Source organism: Citrobacter sp. MGH106 (assembly GCF_001037495.1).
Lineage (GTDB): Bacteria > Pseudomonadota > Gammaproteobacteria > Enterobacterales > Enterobacteriaceae > Citrobacter > Citrobacter murliniae.
The window spans coordinates 1312950-1333561 of sequence record NZ_KQ089822.1 but is presented as its reverse complement, the minus strand read 5'-3'; the positions used below and the strand labels follow the sequence as shown (position 1 = coordinate 1333561).

At 49.8% G+C, this 20612-nt stretch carries 18 protein-coding genes; 10 read left to right on the top strand and 8 right to left on the bottom strand.

Annotated elements, in window-relative coordinates:
• Positions 1–89: 89 nt before the first annotated feature.
• From SK36_RS06220 to preA, 7 genes are all read left to right on the top strand, one after another.
• Complete coding sequence (locus tag SK36_RS06220) at positions 90–488, top strand: CidA/LrgA family protein (protein ID WP_045444991.1); 399 nt, start codon at positions 90–92, stop codon at positions 486–488.
• Positions 485–1180, top strand: coding sequence for a CidB/LrgB family autolysis modulator (locus tag SK36_RS06215; RefSeq protein ID WP_045444993.1), 696 nt, complete (start codon positions 485–487; stop codon positions 1178–1180). The genes SK36_RS06220 and SK36_RS06215 overlap by 4 nt, the downstream gene beginning before the upstream one ends.
• A gap of 148 nt (positions 1181–1328) precedes the next feature.
• Positions 1329–2213, top strand: a complete 885-nt coding sequence (gene cdd / locus SK36_RS06210) for a cytidine deaminase (RefSeq protein WP_048221050.1) — start codon at positions 1329–1331, stop codon at positions 2211–2213.
• A 130-nt stretch (positions 2214–2343) separates the two neighbouring features.
• Positions 2344–3063: an outer membrane permeability protein SanA gene (sanA, locus tag SK36_RS06205; protein ID WP_045449709.1), complete on the top strand. Its 720-nt coding sequence runs from the start codon at positions 2344–2346 to the stop codon at positions 3061–3063.
• A 2-nt stretch (positions 3064–3065) separates the two neighbouring features.
• Positions 3066–3305 carry a DUF2542 family protein gene (locus tag SK36_RS06200; RefSeq protein WP_048221049.1) on the top strand — a complete coding sequence of 80 codons (240 nt, stop codon included), beginning with the start codon at positions 3066–3068 and terminating at the stop codon, positions 3303–3305.
• Positions 3306–3550: 245 nt separating this feature from the next.
• Positions 3551–4792: an NAD(P)-dependent oxidoreductase gene (locus SK36_RS06195; protein WP_045445002.1), complete on the top strand. Its 1242-nt coding sequence runs from the start codon at positions 3551–3553 to the stop codon at positions 4790–4792.
• Entirely contained in the window at positions 4786–6021 is a 1236-nt protein-coding gene (gene preA, locus SK36_RS06190; RefSeq protein ID WP_048221048.1) for an NAD-dependent dihydropyrimidine dehydrogenase subunit PreA, read from the top strand. The genes SK36_RS06195 and preA overlap by 7 nt, the downstream gene beginning before the upstream one ends.
• A 59-nt stretch (positions 6022–6080) precedes the next feature.
• Here the strand turns inward: preA and mglC are convergent, their stop codons facing one another.
• The 6 genes from mglC to folE form a co-directional block, all read right to left on the bottom strand.
• Positions 6081–7091, bottom strand: a complete 1011-nt coding sequence (gene mglC, locus SK36_RS06185; RefSeq protein WP_003027393.1) for a galactose/methyl galactoside ABC transporter permease MglC — start codon at positions 7089–7091, stop codon at positions 6081–6083.
• 15 nt (positions 7092–7106) lie between these two features.
• Complete coding sequence (gene mglA / locus SK36_RS06180) at positions 7107–8627, bottom strand: galactose/methyl galactoside ABC transporter ATP-binding protein MglA (protein ID WP_048221047.1); 1521 nt, start codon at positions 8625–8627, stop codon at positions 7107–7109.
• Between the two features lie 195 nt (positions 8628–8822).
• Positions 8823–9821, bottom strand: coding sequence for a galactose/glucose ABC transporter substrate-binding protein MglB (gene mglB / locus SK36_RS06175; protein WP_045445015.1), 999 nt, complete (start codon positions 9819–9821; stop codon positions 8823–8825).
• Positions 9822–10117: 296 nt separating this feature from the next.
• Positions 10118–11140 (bottom strand): HTH-type transcriptional regulator GalS, encoded by a 1023-nt coding sequence (gene galS, locus SK36_RS06170; protein WP_048221046.1) that lies wholly within the window; start codon positions 11138–11140, stop codon positions 10118–10120.
• A gap of 144 nt (positions 11141–11284) precedes the next feature.
• Positions 11285–12442 (bottom strand): DUF418 domain-containing protein YeiB, encoded by a 1158-nt coding sequence (gene yeiB / locus SK36_RS06165; RefSeq protein ID WP_048221045.1) that lies wholly within the window; start codon positions 12440–12442, stop codon positions 11285–11287.
• Positions 12443–12457: 15 nt separating this feature from the next.
• Positions 12458–13126, bottom strand: a complete 669-nt coding sequence (folE, locus tag SK36_RS06160; RefSeq protein WP_043000121.1) for a GTP cyclohydrolase I FolE — start codon at positions 13124–13126, stop codon at positions 12458–12460.
• A 321-nt stretch (positions 13127–13447) separates the two neighbouring features.
• On the opposite strand from folE, the gene fghA reads away from it, so the two are divergent.
• Positions 13448–14284 (top strand): S-formylglutathione hydrolase, encoded by an 837-nt coding sequence (gene fghA, locus SK36_RS06155; RefSeq protein ID WP_048221044.1) that lies wholly within the window; start codon positions 13448–13450, stop codon positions 14282–14284.
• Positions 14285–14744: 460 nt separating this feature from the next.
• Positions 14745–16730, top strand: a complete 1986-nt coding sequence (locus tag SK36_RS06150; RefSeq protein ID WP_048221043.1) for a ligand-gated channel protein — start codon at positions 14745–14747, stop codon at positions 16728–16730.
• A gap of 106 nt (positions 16731–16836) precedes the next feature.
• Here SK36_RS06150 and lysP read toward each other — a convergent pair whose 3' ends face one another.
• Both lysP and yieE read right to left on the bottom strand, forming a co-directional pair.
• Positions 16837–18306: a lysine-specific permease gene (gene lysP / locus SK36_RS06145; protein WP_045445033.1), complete on the bottom strand. Its 1470-nt coding sequence runs from the start codon at positions 18304–18306 to the stop codon at positions 16837–16839.
• Between the two features lie 207 nt (positions 18307–18513).
• On the bottom strand, positions 18514–19395 hold the full coding sequence (gene yieE / locus SK36_RS06140) for a DNA-binding transcriptional regulator YeiE (RefSeq protein ID WP_045445036.1): 882 nt from the start codon (positions 19393–19395) through the stop codon (positions 18514–18516).
• 131 nt (positions 19396–19526) lie between these two features.
• On the opposite strand from yieE, the gene SK36_RS06135 reads away from it, so the two are divergent.
• Positions 19527–20576, top strand: a complete 1050-nt coding sequence (locus SK36_RS06135; protein ID WP_048221042.1) for a YeiH family protein — start codon at positions 19527–19529, stop codon at positions 20574–20576.
• Positions 20577–20612 lie beyond the last annotated feature (36 nt).

The following is a 20612-nucleotide window of genomic DNA, read 5'->3' as shown; positions in this document are numbered from 1 at the left end:
TTCCACTATGCTTAGAATTCATGATGTGATCGGTAGCACGTTTTAAAGTTTAATTGTATGATGAATCAGTCTCGTCAAGGGTTTCTACTATGAGCAAGTCACTGAATATTATCTGGCAATATATACGCGCTTTCGTACTGATTTATGCCTGCCTCTATGCAGGTATTTTTCTTGCTTCCCTGCTCCCCATAACTATTCCGGGCAGCATTATCGGCATGCTAATCCTGTTTGTCCTGCTGGCGCTGCAAATCTTGCCTGCGAAATGGGTTAATCCAGGTTGCTATGTCCTGATTCGCTATATGGCCCTTCTGTTTGTCCCAATTGGTGTAGGGATCATGCAGTACTTTGACTTGCTCCGTGCGCAATTTGGTCCGGTGGTGGTGTCCTGCACCATTAGTACACTGGTCGTTTTCCTGGTAGTGAGCTGGAGCTCGCATCTTGTGCACGGTGAACGAAAAATCGTTGGGCAGAAAGGATCTAAAGAATGATGTCGTATATCTGGTGGTCGTTACCCCTCACGCTGGCGGTATTTTTTGCCGCTCGTAAGCTGGCTATGCGGATCAAAATGCCGCTGCTGAATCCACTGCTCGTCGCCATGGTGGTCATTATTCCCTTTCTGATCCTGACCGGTATTCCCTACGATCACTATTTTAAAGGCAGCGAGGTTCTCAACGATTTACTGCAGCCTGCGGTGGTCGCGCTGGCCTATCCGCTGTATGAGCAATTGCACCAAATCCGCGCCCGCTGGAAGTCCATTATTGCTATCTGTTTCGCAGGCAGCGTAGTGGCGATGGTTACCGGCACATCTATTGCTTTGCTACTGGGGGCTTCACCGGAAATTGCCGCGTCTATCATGCCTAAATCAGTGACAACACCTATCGCCATGGCGGTAGGTGGAAGTATCGGCGGCATCCCGGCAATCAGCGCTGTCTGTGTTATTTTTGTCGGCATCCTCGGTGCCGTATTTGGCCATACTCTGCTGAATGCAATGCGGATTCGCACCAAGGCTGCACGTGGGCTGGCAATGGGTACTGCCTCGCACGCCCTGGGCACCGCACGCTGTGCTGAGCTTGACTACCAGGAAGGCGCATTTAGTTCTCTGGCGCTGGTCATTTGCGGGATAATCACTTCACTGGTGGCTCCGTTCCTGTTCCCGGTTATTCTGGCACTGTTCGGCTAATCCTGATTTTTAGGTCATTTATTTGCGATGCGTTGCACATTTTTAATTTAAGTTTCATAAGTTGCATACATAATGAGATATGAATCACATATAAAGGCGTAACAGGCCCGTAAACTACGATTCCATTACATTGTTATGAGGCATCGCCATGCATCCACGTTTTCAAACTTCTTTTGCCCAACTCGCGGATAACTTGCAATCAGCCCTGGCTCCCCTTCTGGCGGATGTTCATTTCCCCGCCATGTTAACTGCTGAGCAGGTCTCTGTGCTTAAACGCGAATCGGGACTGGACGAAGACGCGCTGGCATTCGCTCTGCTGCCGCTGGCTGCTGCCTGCGCTCGTACCGATCTCTCCCATTTTAACGTTGGCGCAATTGCGCGTGGTATCAGTGGTACCTGGTATTTCGGTGGGAATATGGAGTTCCTTGGCGCGACGATGCAGCAAACTGTTCATGCCGAGCAAAGCGCCATCAGTCACGCCTGGTTACGCGGTGAAAAGGGACTCGCCGCCATCACCGTAAACTACACCCCTTGCGGTCACTGCCGTCAGTTTATGAATGAACTGAACAGCGGGCTGGATTTACGCATTCACCTGCCAGGACGTGAGCCGCACGCCCTGCGCGACTATCTGCCGGATGCTTTCGGCCCGAAAGATTTAGACATCAAAACCTTGTTGATGGATGAGCAGGATCACGGCTTCGCGCTGGAAGGCGATACGCTGACCCAGGCGGCGATTACCGCCGCTAATCATTGTCATATGCCATACAGTCACTCCCCGAGCGGTGTTGCGCTGGAGTGCAAAGATGGTCAAATCTTCAGTGGCAGCTATGCTGAAAACGCCGCCTTCAACCCAACTCTGCCTCCGCTGCAGGGCGCATTAAACCTGTTGAACCTCAACGGCTATGATTACCCGGACATTCAACGCGCGGTGCTGGCAGAAAAAGCCGATGCGCCATTAATCCAGTGGGATGCCACTTCCGCTACCCTGAAAGCATTGGGATGCAATAACATCAGTCGCGTACTGCTGGGTTAATTTCCTGATGGCTCGACGCTTATCACGGCTGGATTGTTGAAAATCCCCTCAATCAGGTTGCTGTTTCTTGCGCTACGCCGTCGGGTACAGTAGCCTGATTGAAATTCCATCCAATTATCGAGTTTTCCGCATGTTAAAGCGCGTGTTTTACAGCTTGTTAGTCCTGATCGGCTTGCTGCTGTTAACTGTGCTTGGTCTCGACAGATGGATGAGCTGGAAGACAGCACCTTACATCTACGACGAATTGCAGGATTTACCCTATCGCCAGGTCGGCGTGGTATTAGGCACAGCGAAATACTACCGTACCGGCGTCATTAACCAGTATTACCGCTACCGCATTCAGGGCGCATTAAACGCTTATAACAGCGGTAAGGTGAATTACCTGCTACTCAGTGGCGATAACGCACAGCAAAGCTATAACGAACCGATGACGATGCGTAAAGATCTGATTGCCGCAGGCGTCGATCCTGCCGACATCGTGCTCGATTATGCCGGATTCCGCACGCTCGACTCCATTGTGCGGACCCGCAAAGTGTTTGATACCAATGATTTCATCATCATTACCCAGCGATTCCACTGTGAACGCGCCTTGTTTATTGCACTTCATATGGGCATTCAAGCCCAGTGCTACGCGGTGCCTTCACCTAAAGATATGCTGACCGTACGGGTACGTGAATTCGGCGCCCGTTTTGGGGCGCTGGCCGATCTCTATCTCTTTAAGCGCGAGCCTCGTTTTTTAGGCCCGCTGGTGCCGATCCCGACAATGCATCAGGTACCGGATGATGCTCAGGGTTATCCGGCGGTAACGCCAGAACAGTTACTTGAATTACAAAAGAAACAAGGAAAATAAGCATGGATGTGCAAACACTCTTCGTCGTTTTGGCCTTTCTTCTCATCCCTGTGTTTTGCTTTCGTGAAGCATGGAAAGGCTGGCGCTCTGGGGCCGTTGATAAAATAAAGAAGAACGCACGTGAACCGGTATATGCCTACCGCAATGAAGATCCACTGCAATTTTGGTGTTACGTTCTTGTTTATGCCGGGTGCGGATGCTTATCTTTTGGGATGGTTATTTATTTAGTCTTTTATCGATAAGGACATTTATGTAATATTAGTGTTTGAGAATAACTAATATTATGAGAACAATTGTTATTTCAACATAAGGGATAAATGCTGTCCACCAGCATTTCCCTGACACTGTCCTCTATTTGTGAATCCTTTCACAGAATACTCTTCCTGCAGTGCTAGCCTTGAGAATAGCCTTAGAAATTATTTTTTCTAATTTTATATTTTGTTATTAACGGTTCGCCTTAATTTACTCAAGCATTAAGGAAGAAAATATGCCACAACAAAATTATCTGGATGAGCTGACGCCTGCTTTTACGCCATTATTAGCAATAAAAGAGGCCTCCCGCTGTTTATTATGTCACGATGCCCCCTGTAGCCAGGATTGTCCGGCGCAAACCGATCCCGGGAAATTTATTCGCTCTATTTATTTTCGCAATTTTAAAGGCGCAGCCGAAACGATCCGTGAAAATAATGCGCTCGGAGCCGTATGCGCCCGGGTATGTCCAACCGAAAAATTATGTCAACGCGGGTGTACGCGTTCAGGAATTGATAAACCTATCGATATCGCACGTCTGCAACGTTTTATTACCGATTTTGAACAGCAGACGGCAATGAAAATTTATCAACCCGGAACGAAAACGCTGGGCAAGATTGCCATTATCGGCGCAGGCCCGGCAGGGTTGCAGGCCAGTGTAACCTTGAGCAATCTGGGTTACGACGTGACAATTTACGAAAAACAGCCTCAGCCAGGCGGCTGGCTACGCTATGGCATTCCTGAGTTTCGGCTGCCGCAATCTGTTCTGGATGTCGAGATTGCTCGTATCGTTGAAATGGGCGTCACCATTAAATGCCATTGTGAAGTCGGCAACGCCCTCTCCGTTGAGCAACTTAAAGCGGAAAATCGCGCTGTACTGCTTACCGTAGGCATGTCCTACGGCTCGACCCTGCCATTGTTTAACAATGCAAATAATGTCGAGATTGCCGTCGATTTCCTGCAACGTGCCCGCCAGTCCGGCGGCGATATTGGCGTACCGCAAAGTGCGTTGATCATCGGTGGCGGCGATGTGGCAATGGATGTCGCCAGTACGTTAAAACTCCTTGGCTGTCCGTCAGTCACCTGTGTCGCACGTGAAGAACTCGCTGAACTCCCCGCCAGCGACAAAGAGTTCACCAGTACGCAAGCGTTAGACGTATCGATCATTGACGGCTTCACACCCGTAGAGGTTACCGGGAATAGAGTCACCTTTAAGCATGTTCGTCAGCCAGGAGAACTCACGTTTGAAGCCGAAAAGATTATTCTCGCCGTTGGCCAACACGCTCAACTTGATGGTTTCGCGGCATTAAAGCCAGAGCGTAATCTTATCGATACGCAAAATTATCAAACCGCCGATCCGGTTCTGTTTGCCGCGGGCGATATCGTTAAAGGCGATAAAACCGTCGTCTATGCCGTGAAAACCGGGAAAGAAGCCGCTCAGGCTATTCATCACTATTTAGAGGGAGCTTGCTCATGTTAACAAAAGATCTTTCTATTACTTTTTGCGGCGTAAAATTTCCCAACCCGTTTTGCCTCTCTTCTTCTCCGGTGGGTAACTGTTATGAGATGTGCGCCAAAGCCTACGATACCGGCTGGGGCGGAATTGTTTTTAAAACAATTGGTTTCTTTATCGCCAATGAAGTCTCCCCACGCTTTGACCATCTGACCAAAGAAGATACTGGCTTCATTGGCTTCAAAAATATGGAGCAAATTGCTGAACACCCACTGGAAGAGAATCTGGCCGCCATTCGTAGGCTGAAGCAAAATTACCCGGATAAAGTGCTAATCGCATCGATCATGGGGGAAAATGAGCAGCAATGGCAGGAGCTGGCACACCTGGTCGAAGAAGCGGGTGCGGATATGATCGAGTGCAACTTCTCGTGTCCGCAGATGACATCTCATGCGATGGGCAGCGATGTGGGACAAAGCCCGGAGCTGGTCGAGAAATATTGTCGGGCAGTTAAACGCGGTTCTTCACTGCCAATTTTAGCCAAAATGACACCCAATATTGGCGATATGTGTGAAGTGGCTCTGGCGGCTAAACGCGGAGGTGCCGACGGTATTGCCACCATCAATACCGTAAAATCTATCACCAATATCGACCTGAACCGGAAAATCGGCATGCCAGTAGTCAACGGCAAATCCAGTATTTCCGGCTACTCCGGCAAGGCAGTAAAACCCATCGCCCTACGTTTTATACAACAACTGCGTACCCACCCTGAACTACAAGATTTTCCGATTAGCGGCATTGGTGGCATTGAAACCTGGGAAGATGCTGCTGAATTCTTGCTCCTGGGTGCCGCTACGCTGCAGGTCACTACCGGGATCATGCAGTATGGCTATCGGATTGTGGAGGATATGACCAGCGGGCTGTCGCACTATCTTGCCGATCAGGGCTTTGATTCGCTGGAGGATATGGTTGGCCTTGCCAATACCAATATCATTCCCGCCGAGGATCTTGACCGCAGTTATATTGTCTACCCACATATCAACCTCGATAAATGCGTTGGCTGCGGGCGCTGCTACATCTCCTGCTATGACGGTGGACATCAGGCGATGGAATGGAATGAAGAAACCCGTACACCACACTGCAACACCGAAAAATGCGTGGGTTGTCTGCTGTGCGGTCACGTCTGCCCGGTAGCCTGTATCGATTTAGGGGAGGTAAAATTTAAAGCCGGTGAGAAAGAACATGCGCTAACGCTGTAACACGAAGAACAGAAAAGCCCGGGGCAGATTTCTCTGCACCGGGCTTTTGCATAGTTACGTTACTTCTTACGTGCGTATTTCAGTGAGTCCAGCGCCACCGCGAAGATGATAATGCCGCCCTTAATAATGTACTGCCAGTAAGGGTTCACGCCGATATAGGTCAGACCGTAGTTGATAACGGTGAAGATAATAACACCGGTCACAACACCAAATACGGTACCGACACCACCACTGAACGACACGCCGCCGACCACGCACGCCGCAATCGCATCCAGCTCATACATAAAGCCGAGGTTGTTGGTCGCAGAGCCGATACGTCCGGCTTCCAGTAAGCCACCGAAAGCATAGAACACGCCAGACAGCGCATAGATAATCAGCAGGTTCAGCGCGACGTTAACGCCAGATACTTTCGCCGCTTCGGGGTTACCGCCGATAGCGAAAATGTTTTTACCAAAGCGGGTCTTGTTCCAGAGTACCCAAACAAAGGCCACTGCAATCAATGCGTAGAAAGTGATATAGGAGAGTCGGAAACTACCCAGCGCAATAAAGCCCTGCGCAAAGGTGGAGAATCCGCTGTCAAAGCCAGAAATTGGCGAGGCCCCGACAAAGTCGTAATACAGTGAGTTGATACCGTAAACGATGATCATCGTACCGAGAGTGGTAATAAACGGGGTCACATTCAGGTACGCAATGATGATACCGTTCACCAGACCAATAATGGCACCGATAACACAGACAATCAGCACCACCACGATGATCGGCATGGTGGCCATTTCCGGGAACACCTTATTGGCATTCTCCATCGACTGCAGCAAGGTAGCCGCGACCACCGCAGCCAGACCAACCTGACGACCTGCAGACAGGTCTGTCCCCTGGGTGACAATCAGTCCGGCAACGCCCAGTGCGATAATAATACGCACCGAGGATTGCGTCAGAATATTACTCAAGTTCAGCAAACTTAAGAAAGTAGGGTCCTGGAAAATAATAATCGCCAGCAAAACTAAAAGAACAACGTAAATTCCGCCTTCTTTCAGGTAAGTAAGAAAACTTTTCTTATTTAACGCACTCATGAGGAGCCCCTAATCTTAAAGGTGCAAAGACGCAAGACGGAGAATTTCGTTTTGCGTTGTCGTTTTAGTTTCAACAATTCCAGCCACAAGACCATTGCTCATAACCAGAATACGATCGGTAATACCTAACAGCTCCGGCATTTCGGAGGAAATAATGATAATCCCCTTCCCTTTTTTCGCCAGCTCCGCAATTAACTGATAAATTTCAAATTTTGCACCAACATCGATCCCACGTGTTGGCTCATCCAGCATCAGTATTTCTGGCTGTGTTAACAACCAACGGCCAATAACAACCTTTTGCTGGTTGCCACCGGACAGTGAACCAATTTGTGTACGGTGACCTGGTGTTTTCACCCTCATGGAGTCAATTACCCATTGGGTATCGCTTTTCATACGGGTATTATCCAACAGGCCAACTTTATTTTTATAGTTTTGGATATTGGATATTAACGAGTTAAAACCGATATCCAAATAAGCATAAATGCCCGTTGAGCGACGTTCTTCCGTCACCAGCGCAAAACCATGGTTAATGGCTTCATTCGCGCTGTGGTTATTAATTTTTTTACCGTGTAGCGTAATCGTACCTGATGATTTCTCACGAATACCAAAAAGTGTTTCAACAATATCTGTGCGTTTTGCACCAACCAGACCGGCAATGCCAAGGATCTCCCCTTTATGCAGGTCAAAAGAGATATCACGAATCGACGGCTGACGCAGAGATGTCAGGTTACGCACTTCCAGAATCACTTCGCCAGGCTTGTTCTCTTTATCCGGGAAACGTTGGTTCAGCGAACGTCCCACCATCATGGCGATGATCTTATCCATATCCAGCCCTTCCAGTGGCTGGGTCGCAATCCACTGACCATCACGTAGCACGGTAATTTCATCGCACAACTGGAAGATTTCTTCCATTTTGTGAGAAATATAAACGATACCGCATCCACGATCTTTCAGTTTACGAATAATCGTGAACAGATGATTAACCTCTTTCTCCGTCAAAGACGAGGTAGGTTCATCCATGATGACGATTTTGGCATCGTACGAAAACGCTTTAGCAATTTCTATCATCTGCATTTGCGAAACTGACAATGTACCGACGCGCGCACGCGGATCGATATCAATATCCAGTTCATCAAATATCGCTTTGGTATCCCGGTACATTTTATCCTGGTCGACAAACATGCCTTTGGTGGGATAACGCCCTAGCCACATGTTGTCCATTACGGAACGTTGTAATACCAGGTTCAATTCCTGGTGTACCATCGAGATACCATTTTCAAGCGCTTCTTTAGCAGAATGAAAATCGATTTCTTTACCCTGAAATAAAATACTACCGGAATCTTTTTGATAGATTCCAAAAAGACATTTTAATAATGTTGACTTTCCAGCTCCATTCTCCCCCATTAAGGCGTGAATAGAATGTGGGCGGACTTTTAAATTGACATTATCAAGAGCCTTAACGCCGGGAAAGGACTTGTTGATGCCGCTCATTTCCAACAAGTATTCGCCTGACGACTGAGTATTAGTGCTGACCATAATTATACCTTGTTGGCCTTGCTGAGTGCGTAATTGAGGGCGCAACAGAATTGCGCCCACAGACATATACACTAAAAAATTCGAGTTGCAGGAAGGCGGTGAGTGAGTGAATCCCCAGCCACATAGATAACTATGTAACTGGGGTGAACGAGCACAGCCAACGCACAGGCAACTTGAAGTATGGTGTGTATAGACTTATTTATTGGTGAACTCAGCCAGATTGTCTTTATCGACACCTACATACGGAACGCGAACAATTTTGTTCTCAATTTTCCAGGTTGTGCCGTCTGCCGCACCTTTGCCTTCAGCCAGGTTTTTCGCCAGATCGAAGGTTGCTTTCGCCTGGTTATTGGCGTCGTTCAGCACGGTACCGGCCATTGCACCAGATTTCACCAGAGCCAGAGCTTCAGGCAACGCATCCACGCCAAATACCGGAACGCTGGTTTTGTTGTGTGCTTTCAGCGCTTCAACTGCACCCATTGCCATTGCGTCATTATTCGCAATCACAACTTCAATTTTGTTGGCGTTTGGACCGGACATCCACGCATCCATTTTATCTTTCGCCTGAGCGGTATCCCACATGGCGGTATCTAACTGCAGCTGCTCAGTTTTAATGCCTTTGTCGTTCAGCTCTTTAATCACGTAGGTAGTACGTGCTTCAGCATCCGGATGTCCCGGCTCGCCTTTCAGCAGAACAAACTGAATTTTACCGTCTTTGTTCAGATCCCAGTTCGGGTTTGCTGCCCAGTGTTTAGCAATCAAATCACCCTGGATGATGCCAGATTCTTTAGAGTCGGTACCGACATAGAAGGCCTTGTCATAGCTGTCCAGCGCTTTACGTGAAGGTTCTTTGTTGAAGAACACAATCGGTACGTTCTGGCCACGAGCTTTCTCAATTACCGTGCCTGCTGCAGCCGGGTCAACCAGGTTGATAGCCAGTGCTTTAACGCCTTTTGCCAGCAATACATCAATCTGATCGTTTTGCTTGGATTGATCGTTCTGGGAGTCGTTCATCAGCAACTGGACATCTGGCGCCGCTTTGGCATCTTTCTCAATAGCTTTACGCACCACAGACATAAAGTTATCGTCATACTTATAAATCGTCACACCAATGCGGGTATCAGCAGCGTGCGCAGCCGCGCCGAATAACATGCTTGCCATTACAGCAGACAGGGTCAACACCTTCTTATTCATGGTATCTCCGGTTTTATTATGCAGGGTAGTACTTGAGATAAATGCTCGGCAGGGCAGAACGTTACTAAACTGTTACTGAACGCCGAAGCTCACTTTTAAAAATATTTCTTCCGTGTCTGGCAACGCTCCAAAAACAGGCTTTAATTTTTGTTTAAGACGCCTATACCTCGATGAAAGTGATTATTCACCGTTACATAGTAGTTACAGCGCAACAAACAGTGTCATCATAGCTATGGCATTGTTAAGATACTGTGAATTTACTCACATATTGAAAACGGTTACATCGAGTGACATTATTAGTTAGTGATCGGTGCCGCATTCTGCCGCAACGCCACAGAATGACGACGCACCAGCGTTGGCATAAAGCAATGGGTCGCCGCAGGATCCAACGTACCCGCAGCGCCTTGTAGTGCGAGCTCTGTCGCCATTTTTGCCATTGATGCAATAGGATAGCGCACGGTCGTCAGCTGCGGATCGGTGTAACGCGCAATAGGGATATCATCGAAACCAATGATAGACAGATGTAACGGAATGGCGATACCGTTGTCTTTTAGCGCAGTAAGCGCCCCGGCGGCCATATTGTCGTTGTAAGCGAAGACCGCCGTCAGTTGCAAATTACGTCCCAGCAGTTCCACCATCGCTGATTCTCCGCCCTGCATATCGGGCGAACCGGTGCCAACCCAGCTTTCTGCCGGAGTAATTCCGTTTTCTTTCAACGCGCTTAGCCACCCTTCTCTACGCATCGCGTCATCTTCAATACGATGACTTGACGCCAGATACCCTATGCGTTGGTGCCCGTTATTGAGCAGCATGCGGGTCGCCATTTTGGCCCCGCTGATATTGTCCAGGCAGACACAACGGTGGGCGTAGCCCGGCACAATACGGTTGATCAATACCATTCCGGGGATCTGATCCATAAACTCCCCCAGTTCCTGGTCACTCAACGCTTTTGAGTGAACAATCAGCGCGTTACAACGCTGACGGATCAGGACTTCGATGACATGACGTTCTTTTTCTGCTTCATGATAACTGTTACCAATCAGCACATACTTCTGATGCTGCTGGGCAACCATATCTACGGCTTTCACCAGCGCACCAAAGAACGCATCTGAAACATCCATCACCACTACACCAATAGTGTCACTCACCTGCGTGGCCAGCGCTTGCGCATTAGCATTGGGCCGATAGCCTAGCTGAGTCACTGCCTTCATTACCGCTTCGCGAGTATCTGGACTCACCAACGCGCTGTTATTCAGTACGCGGGAAACGGTCGCCACAGAAACGCCAGACTGACGTGCCACATCACGTATGGTGATCATATTCACTACCCTGTTTGAGATTGCGGTTGCCCACAGACACCCTGGATTGTGTATTTTGTCAGCACGATGAATAGCACTGCGTGAGTCATGTCACAGGAATGAAAACGCTTACATCCGTTTTGTTAATGAATGTGATCCAGATCGTTATCTGGATGTTCCCGGCAATGACGCCCCTGAGGCACGCAGGGTTAGTTGACGCCACAGCCACTCCACCGGACCTTGCCGATAAAAACGTAGCCAAATGACGGAGAAAAGAAGGTTTATAGTCCAAACAGGGATAACGAAATACAGCAGTTCCAGCCGGTCAAACTTCATAAACAGACCAAACTGATAGAACAGTGTGGTGCAGATGAGCGTTTGCAGAAGATAATTGGTCAATGCCATGCGTCCTACGCAGGCAATGGCAATAACAAATTTAAAGCGGTTAAGTTGCGGCCAGAAACCAAACATCAATGCGGCGTAACCGATAGTCTGAAACGGTGCGCTCAGTTCTCGCGGGGCTTGTAACAGAAAAGCACACCAGCGATATGCCCACTCCAGATGCCATTGGGCGACGATAGCCGGTAGGTTAATCGCCATTCCGATGATGACCAACAACGCGCCGGTACGACGATAATGCGACAAACTGTATTGTCCTTTCAGCCAGCCGCTGCGCATCAATGCCGCGCCGAGCAGCATCATTCCCGCAAGCTGCCAGCCGTACTGCGCCCCCAGTGCCAGCAGGCTGTTCGACAGCATATCCACGCGGTTACTGACCGCTTCCATACCGCCGTTAATCTTCCAGAACTTTTCATACAGCAGTGCAGAGGCATCCGGCGTCCAGGCCCGGCTGGTTTCGCCCCCGGAAATAACGCCAAGCAGCAGCAATACGCCGATACCTACGAGGTAGAGCAGCACACCGGTATTAAACAGGCTTTTGACCGAAGGAGCGTCGCGGATCAGCCGCCAGCAGATAAGACCAATTAAGCCGTATGCCAGCAGGATATCGCCATCCCATAATAATAAGCCGTGAATAAAACCCAGCAAAACTAGCAGAGTGAGTCGCGACTGGATCCAGCGTTTGCCGCGCGGCAACAGCATTTGCAGGCCTGCGCCGAACAACAGCGCAAAAAGAGTAAGGAACTTCACCTGCGCGAAGAGATCAAGCACCGCCCAGGTCCAGGCATCCGACAGGGTAATGTTGCCATACCAGGCAGGGTTCAGGTATGCCGCCTTCGGCAAACCAAAGGCGCTAATATTGAGAAGCAGGATACCAAGGATGGCAACGCCACGAATAAAATCCAGCGTGACATTACGCTCCATGGTTCCCTGCCCTAATCAGTTGTGGTGACGCACGGCGCGCAGGAATTCCTGACGCGTATTCTGGCTGGACTTAAACAGCCCGCCAAGCGAGGTGGTAGTGGTCGCACTGGTCGCATCACGGATACCGCGCGCTTTCACGCAGTAATGCACCGCATCAATTGAAACCGCCACATTATTAGTACCGAGCAGCGTTTGCAGCGCGGTCAAAATTTGCTGAGTCAGACGTTCTTGTACCTGTGGACGCTGCGCAAAGAATTGCACAATGCGATTAATCTTCGACAGGCCAATCACAGACTCTTTCGGGATGTACGCCACCGTCGCTTTGCCATCAATTGTGACAAAGTGATGCTCACAGGTGCTGGTCAGCGTGATATCACGAACCGTGACCATCTCATCAACCTTCATTTTATTTTCAATGACGGTAATTTTCGGGAAGTTCGCGTAATCGAGACCGGAGAAAATCTCATCAACATACATTTTAGCGATGCGATGTGGGGTTTCCATCAGACTGTCATCGCTCAAATCAAGATTGAGCAATTGCATAATCTCGGTCATATGGCCGGAGATAAGACGTTTGCGCGTTTCGTTATCCATCTCATGCACGGGCGGGCGCAACGGGGTTTCGAGACCACGTGCGACCAGCGCTTCATGAACCAGGGCCGCTTCTTTACTGAGTGATGACATTTCTTCTTCTCCTGCAGGTGTGGCGCCTCTGCCCTGCGTGGGGCAAAGTTTTTAGGCTGTGTCACAGCCAGAACATTGTGCGTGAGGCGGCGCACATAATCCAGTATTCACCGCGATAATTATTGAAATTGGCGCAGCCTGTTAATGCACAGATCCTACTTGCCGTTCAACCCGGTGAGTATGAGTGTTAATGTAAAGTTATATAGATGATGAAGTATGTTTGCCCAATGCGGAAGTGAAAGTTACTCACAGTGCAATGAATAATCTGTATTATGATGGGTTCGCAAACACATTCAGATTCGACACAACAAGGAGCCACGCATGGAAATGCTTGAAGAGCACCGCTGTTTTGAAGGCTGGCAGCAACGCTGGCGTCACGACTCCGCTACGTTAAATTGCACCATGACTTTCAGCATTTTTCTCCCTCCGCCGCGCGATAACACCCCGCCTCCGGTACTGTATTGGTTGTCGGGTCTGACCTGCAATGATGAGAATTTTACTACCAAAGCAGGCGCGCAGCGTATTGCAGCTGAGTTGGGGATTGTTCTGGTGATGCCAGATACCAGCCCGCGCGGTGAACTGGTGGCCAATGATGACGGGTACGATTTAGGTCAAGGTGCCGGATTTTATCTCAATGCCACACAGCAGCCATGGGCTTCGCATTTCCGCATGTATGACTACTTGCGCGATGAGCTTCCGGCACTGGTTCAGTCACAGTTTAACGTCGGCGATCGCTGCGCCATCAGCGGACACTCCATGGGCGGTCACGGTGCACTGATTATGGCGCTGAAAAACCCCGGTAAATACACCAGTGTTTCCGCGTTTGCGCCAATCGTAAACCCATGCCGTGTTCCGTGGGGAGAAAAGGCATTTAGTGCCTATCTGGGCGATGATAAGACGACCTGGGCCGCATGGGATAGCTGCGCGTTAATGTTAGCCAGTAAGCCAGAAGATGCCATTCCAACACTCATCGATCAGGGTGACAGCGATCAGTTCCTTGCCGATCAACTTCAACCTGCGGTGCTGGCAGAAACGGCTCGTCAGACGGCGTGGCCGATGACGTTACGCATTCAGCCCGGATACGATCATAGCTATTATTTTATTGCGTCGTTCATTGAAGATCATCTGCGCTTCCACGCACAATATCTGTTGAAGTAACGCACTGAGGGCGTCCGCCCTCTTTGTTTCTCCATCATTTCCTCATTTTTTCTCCATTTTTATTTTGCCGCTATCTCATTGACTGAAAAAGCTTTTCCTTGCCAATCATATCAAACACAAATGATTCCAATTATCATTTGTGTTTACAAACATTCACACTTTTGTACAATCTCCTAGCTTCTTTACTTAAAAGAGTCCTTAAAAGACAAATACATATAATTGTCATGGCCTTTGTCATGACGAGTTGATCGTTACCCTAAGAATTCGAGTTGTAGGACAAAATGCAATTGCATTTTGAACAGTGCTGGCCCCGAAGGGGTGAGGCTCTCTTGCCGGATCATGCGGCAGGGGAGTAAATCCCAGGAACGCACATAAGTACGTTCCTGGGGTGAACGAGCTTAGTCAGCACACCTGCAACTTGAAGTATTACGGGTAAATTCATTTAAATGGAATGATACAAATGACTATACCTCACGTTAAGGCTGTTGCTGCCGCAGTATGCGTCGCCAGTCTCCCATCACTCGTCTATGCTGCTGACCAGGATACCGTCGTTGTTACAGCCACCGGGTTTGAGCAAAAAATCCAGGACGCCCCCGCCTCTATTTCTGTGATCACCAAGCAGCAGATAGAGGATAAAGCTTACCGTGATGTCACCGATGCGCTAAAAGATGTACCTGGCGTCGTCGTAACAGGTGGGGGTAGCAGCAGCGATATCAGCATTCGCGGGATGGCTTCGCAATACACGCTTTTCCTGGTAAACGGTAAACGTATCAGCACGCGTGGTACACGTCCCAACAGCGATAACTCTGGCATTGAGCAAGGCTGGCTCCCGCCGCTGGAATCCATCGAACGTATCGAAGTGATCCGTGGCCCTATGTCTTCGCTCTACGGCTCTGATGCAATGGGCGGCGTCATCAACGTAATTACCAAAAAAGTCTCGAATACCAAAGCCTGGACCGGCTCCTTGCATGGCGATGCCACTTTCCAGGAAGACCGGGATTCTGGCGATATTTACCAGACTAACGCCTATGCTTCCGGGCCGCTGATTGACGGGTTACTCGGCGCAAAAGTCACCGGTTTATTCTCTCACCGTGCAGAAGATGAAATCGTCAATGGTTACAATGAGCAGCGTATGCGTAGCGGGGGATTAACCCTGAACTTTACGCCGGATGATAAAAACGATATTGACTTCGATTACGCACGTGAACTGCAGGATCGCGACAGCACGCCAGGCAAGTCAATGGCCGCAGAGAGCTGCCGCAACGGCACCTGTAAGCCAAACAGCAAAAGCGAAAGCAAGTATGTGCACACCACCTATTCATTAACCCACAGCGGTTACTATGACGACTTCAATACCACCAGCTATGTTCAGCAGGAAGAGAGCGAGAATCCCGGTCGCCAGATGAAGTCCTACAACACCATCTTCAATAACCAGAACCAGATCTTCCTCGGGGCACATACCCTGACGGCGGGTGGACAGTACCGTTATGAAAAACTGCGCGATAACGGTAACCAGTTGCAAGCGGCAGATGGTCTGAACAAGCTAACTCGCTGGAGCTGGGCGCTGTTTGCCGAAGATGAATGGGCCGTTACCGATACCTTTACGCTGACCGGTGGTCTGCGTATGGACAAAGATGAAAACTACGGTGATAACTGGACGCCGCGTGGCTATGGCGTATGGCATCTTAGCGATCAATGGACCTTAAAAGGCGGTGTTTCAGCAGGCTATCGTGCACCAGACCTGCGTCAGTCATCTGCCAGTTGGGGACAGGTCACCGGCGGTGGTCGCCTGAACGGTATCATTGTAGGTAACCCGGATCTGAAACCGGAGAAAAGCCTGAGTGAAGAAATCGGGTTGCTGTGGGACAACGGTAACGACCTCAACGCAGGCGTCACTCTGTTCAACACTGACTTCAAAAACAAAATTACCGAAGTTCGCCGCTGTAACAGCAGTTCCGATCCTGCCTGCACCATCGGCACAACCAGTTACGATTTTGTCAGCGATCGGGTTAACGTTGATAAAGCCAACATGCGCGGCGTAGAGTCCACCTTCGGCTGGAAGATTACCTCTGACCTCAACTGGACAGCTAACTACACCTACACCGAGTCTGAGCAGAAAAGCGGTCAGTTCTCTGGTCAGCCGCTGAATAAAATGCCAAAACATATGTTTAACACTACGCTGGACTGGCAGGCTACGCAGGATATCGGCTTCTGGAGCCGTCTGAACTTGCGCGGTAAAACATCCGAGTACCTGAGCCGTACCTCAATGGCACAAGGAACCCCTTCCTATACTCAGGTTGACGTCGGCTTGCGTTACTACGCCAACAAAGATCTGTTGCTGACTGCTGGCGTGTATAACGTTCTGGATAAGCAAATCAATTACGATACCTACGACACCGTTCTCGATGGTCGTCGCTATACCGTTGGCCTGACTTACAACTTCTAAGTACAGTGCAATAAAAAACCCCGGCACGAATAATGCCGGGGTTTTTGTTATTTTGTCTGCCGGATGACGGCATAAATGCTTGATCCGGACAGGTCTGTCTAACAGGTTATTTCTTCACTCGCCCCGGGAAGTGCATTTCGCTGTAGCGAACAAAATGGGTTCCTTTTGTCAGCTTGTAGCCAAACCAGATAATCAGGAACAGCGGGATACCGATATAGGTTGCCATCACACCGCCCCAGTCAATGGTATCTTTCAGGAATGCTTCGTAGTTTTGTCCCAGCGTAATAATCAGGCACAACACGAAAGCAAAGATCGGACCCAGCGGGAAGAAACCTGAACGATACGGCAGATCCTTCACATCATGCCCCTGCAGCACATAGCCACGACGGAAACGATAGTGGCTAATGGCAATCCCCAGCCAGGCGATAAAGCCCGTCATCCCGGAGGTATTCAGCAGCCACAGGTACACGGTCTGGTTGCCAAACATTGAAGTCAGGAAGCACAACCCTGCCACCACCGTGGTCGCATATAACGCATTACGCGGTACACCGCCACGAGACAGCTTAGCGAAAATACGCGGCGCTTTACCATCACATGCCAGGGTATAAAGCATACGCGTTGACGCATACATCCCGGAGTTACCCGCCGACAATACCGCTGTCAGGATAACGGCGTTCATCACCGCCGCCGCAGAAAGCAGGCCGGCGTGCTGGAATACCAGCGTGAACGGACTGACGCTGATGTCTTTAACATCATTGCGCAGCAGGCTTGGGTCAGTGTATGGAATAATCAGGCTGATGATCAAAATAGCGAACACATAGAACAACAGGATTCGCCAGAACACCTGACGCACAGCGCGAGGAATGTTCTTCTCAGGATCTTCAGATTCGCCTGCAGCGATACCAATCAACTCGGTGCCCTGGAAAGAGAAACCGACGATCATCGCCACGCCAATCATCGCCGCAAAACCACCGGCAAAAGGAGCCTCACCTGTCGTCCAGTTGCTCCAGCCCACCGGTTGAGCGCCTTTAAAGATACCGACGATCATCATCACACCAACCACAATGAAGATAATAACGGTGGTAACTTTGATCAGCGAGAACCAGTACTCCGCTTCACCAAAACCCCTGACCGAGATGTAGTTCAGCAGGAAGATGACGCACAGGAACAACGCACTCCAGATCCAGCCGGGCGTATCCGGGAACCACCAGCTCATCACCAGTTGTGCAGCCACAAGGTCAACGGCAATGGTTACCGCCCAGTTGTACCAGTAGTTCCAGCCCAGCGCGAAGCCAAAGCCTTCTTCTACATAGTTCTGACCGTAGGTGGAGAACGAACCGGAAACCGGCATATACGCGGCTAATTCACCAAGACTGGTCATCAGGAAGTACACCATCAGACCAATCAGAATATAGGAAAACAGCGCGCCGCCAGGACCCGCCGCAGAAATGGTTGCACCAGATGCAACGAAAAGACCCGTACCGATGGAGCCACCAATGGCAATCATCGTCAGGTGACGCGCTTTCAGTTCACGACGTAGCGTGGGCGCTTCTGTGGTTTTAGTTTCGGAAACCATGTGAAAATGCTATCCATCCAAAAAATGAGGCGCGATTGTAGCAGACGAAACGGCATTCTTCCGGCACAAATGCGCTGTTATAAGAGACCTTCATGACTGGCCGCGGATTATAAGTAAAGCAGAGATTTGAAAGCGTGCAGACCAGATAAACATAGCGCCATCAGGTAAGAGCGTGTCGGCACTACCTGCTTCCGACACACCTGCGTCTTACCCGGCCTGTTCCACCTGATCGCTATAACGTAAAAAACGCAGCAGCGCATTGGAGAGGTGTTTTTGACGATGATGGACACGCCAGAGGGTGCGAACTAACCGCGGTAGTGGCACGGGAACTTCGCTCAGCGTTCCGGCCCGCAACTGTTCCTCAATGACACGACGCGACAGACAGCTAATCCCTAATCCATGACGCACAGCATGTTTAATCGCTTCTGAATTACCCAGCTCCATGGCCATTTGAAACCTCGGCAAATGCGACAACAGCAGGTAATCAACAAGCTCACGCGTACCGGAACCACGCTCGCGGAGGATCCAGGGCGACGCTGCCAGTTGTTCCAGCGTAACGGGCCCCTTCGTTAATGGCGAAGACGGCGCAGCAAAGACCACCAGCTCATCTTCCAGCCACGGTTCAGAGATAATTTCCGTGCTGTGGCAAGGGCCTTCGATAAGCCCAATGTCTACCCGAAAATCCAGTACCGCGTTGATAACATCCTGACTGTTGCCCACGCTCAGCTCCAGTGGCAAATCAGGAAAATCCTGCCGGTAACGGGCGATCATGGCAGGAAGAATGTAATTACCAATGGTGCTGCTGGCATATACGCGAATAGCGCCATTATCTTCACGAAAAAGCTGTTCAATTTCAGTTGTTTGCTCAAGCAGCGCCAGCGCGCGAGGATAGAGTAATCGCCCGTGCTCATTAACGACCAGGCGCTTACCCACGCGGTCAAATAGCTGGACACCAAGTTGCCCCTCTAAATCGGTAAGCGCGGCGCTAACCGCCGACTGCGACAATGACAACATCACAGATGCCTGAGTCGTCGAGCCGCTTTTCAGTACCTCAGCAAACACTTCAAGTTGTCGTAGGGTGATATGCATAGTCGTTTTCCACCAGGTAGCCGTGCTTACCACTTATAAAGATTAATTATAAATATATAATCAATTTTATTTTTAAGCCACTTCACCTTACTATTTTGTCAAAGATTTCATTCCAATTCACAGGAGGGGTCATGACAGAACTCGCCCTACAGAATCATCGACGTACAGTGTGGCATTTTATTCCGGGGCTTGCCCTGAGTGCAGTTATCACCGGGGCCGCTTTGTGGGGTGGTTCCATTCCCGCCGTAGCGGGTGCCGGGTTCAGCGCCCTCACCTTAGCCATTTTATTGGGGATGGTTCTCGGTAATACCGTCTATCCACACATCTGGAAAAGCTGTGACGGTGGCGTACTGTTTGCCAAACAACATTTATTACGCCTGGGGATAATCCTCTACGGCTTTCGCCTTACATTCGCGCAGATTGCTGACGTTGGCGTCAGCGGTATCGTGATCGATGTGTTGACGCTGACCAGTACCTTTATGCTTGCCTGTTTCCTTGGGCAGAAAGTGTTTGGCCTGGATCGGCACACCAGCTGGCTCATTGGTGCCGGGAGCAGCATTTGCGGTGCAGCCGCGGTGCTGGCAACAGAACCGGTAGTCAAAGCAGAAGCCAGTAAAGTGACGGTCGCTGTCGCAACTGTGGTTATCTTCGGTACGATTGCAATCTTCCTGTACCCGGCAATGTATCCACTGCTGGCGCACTGGTTTAGCCCGGAAACCTATGGGATTTACATTGGCTCTACCATGCATGAAGTAGCACAGGTTGTCGCCGCCGGACATGCAATTACTCCGGATGCAGAAAACGCGGCAGTGATTGCAAAAATGTTGCGCGTTATGATGCTGGCTCCATTCCTCATCATCCTGGCTGCCCGTGTGAAACAGCTGTCTCCGGCGACCGGAGGGGAAAAAAGTAAAATCACTATTCCGTGGTTTGCCATCCTGTTTATTGTGGTTGCGATTTTCAACTCGTTCCACCTGCTACCGAAGTCCGTAGTGGACATGCTGGTTACGCTGGATACAGTTCTGCTGGCGATGGCGATGGCCGCACTTGGGCTTACCACTCACGTCAGTGCACTGAAGAAAGCAGGTGCTAAACCCTTACTGATGGCGCTTGTTCTGTTTGTATGGCTGATTGTGGGCGGCGGTGCGATTAACGTTGCCATCCACGCGCTGATGGCATGATCGATCACGACTAACCCTTGTTAACCCGCTATACTC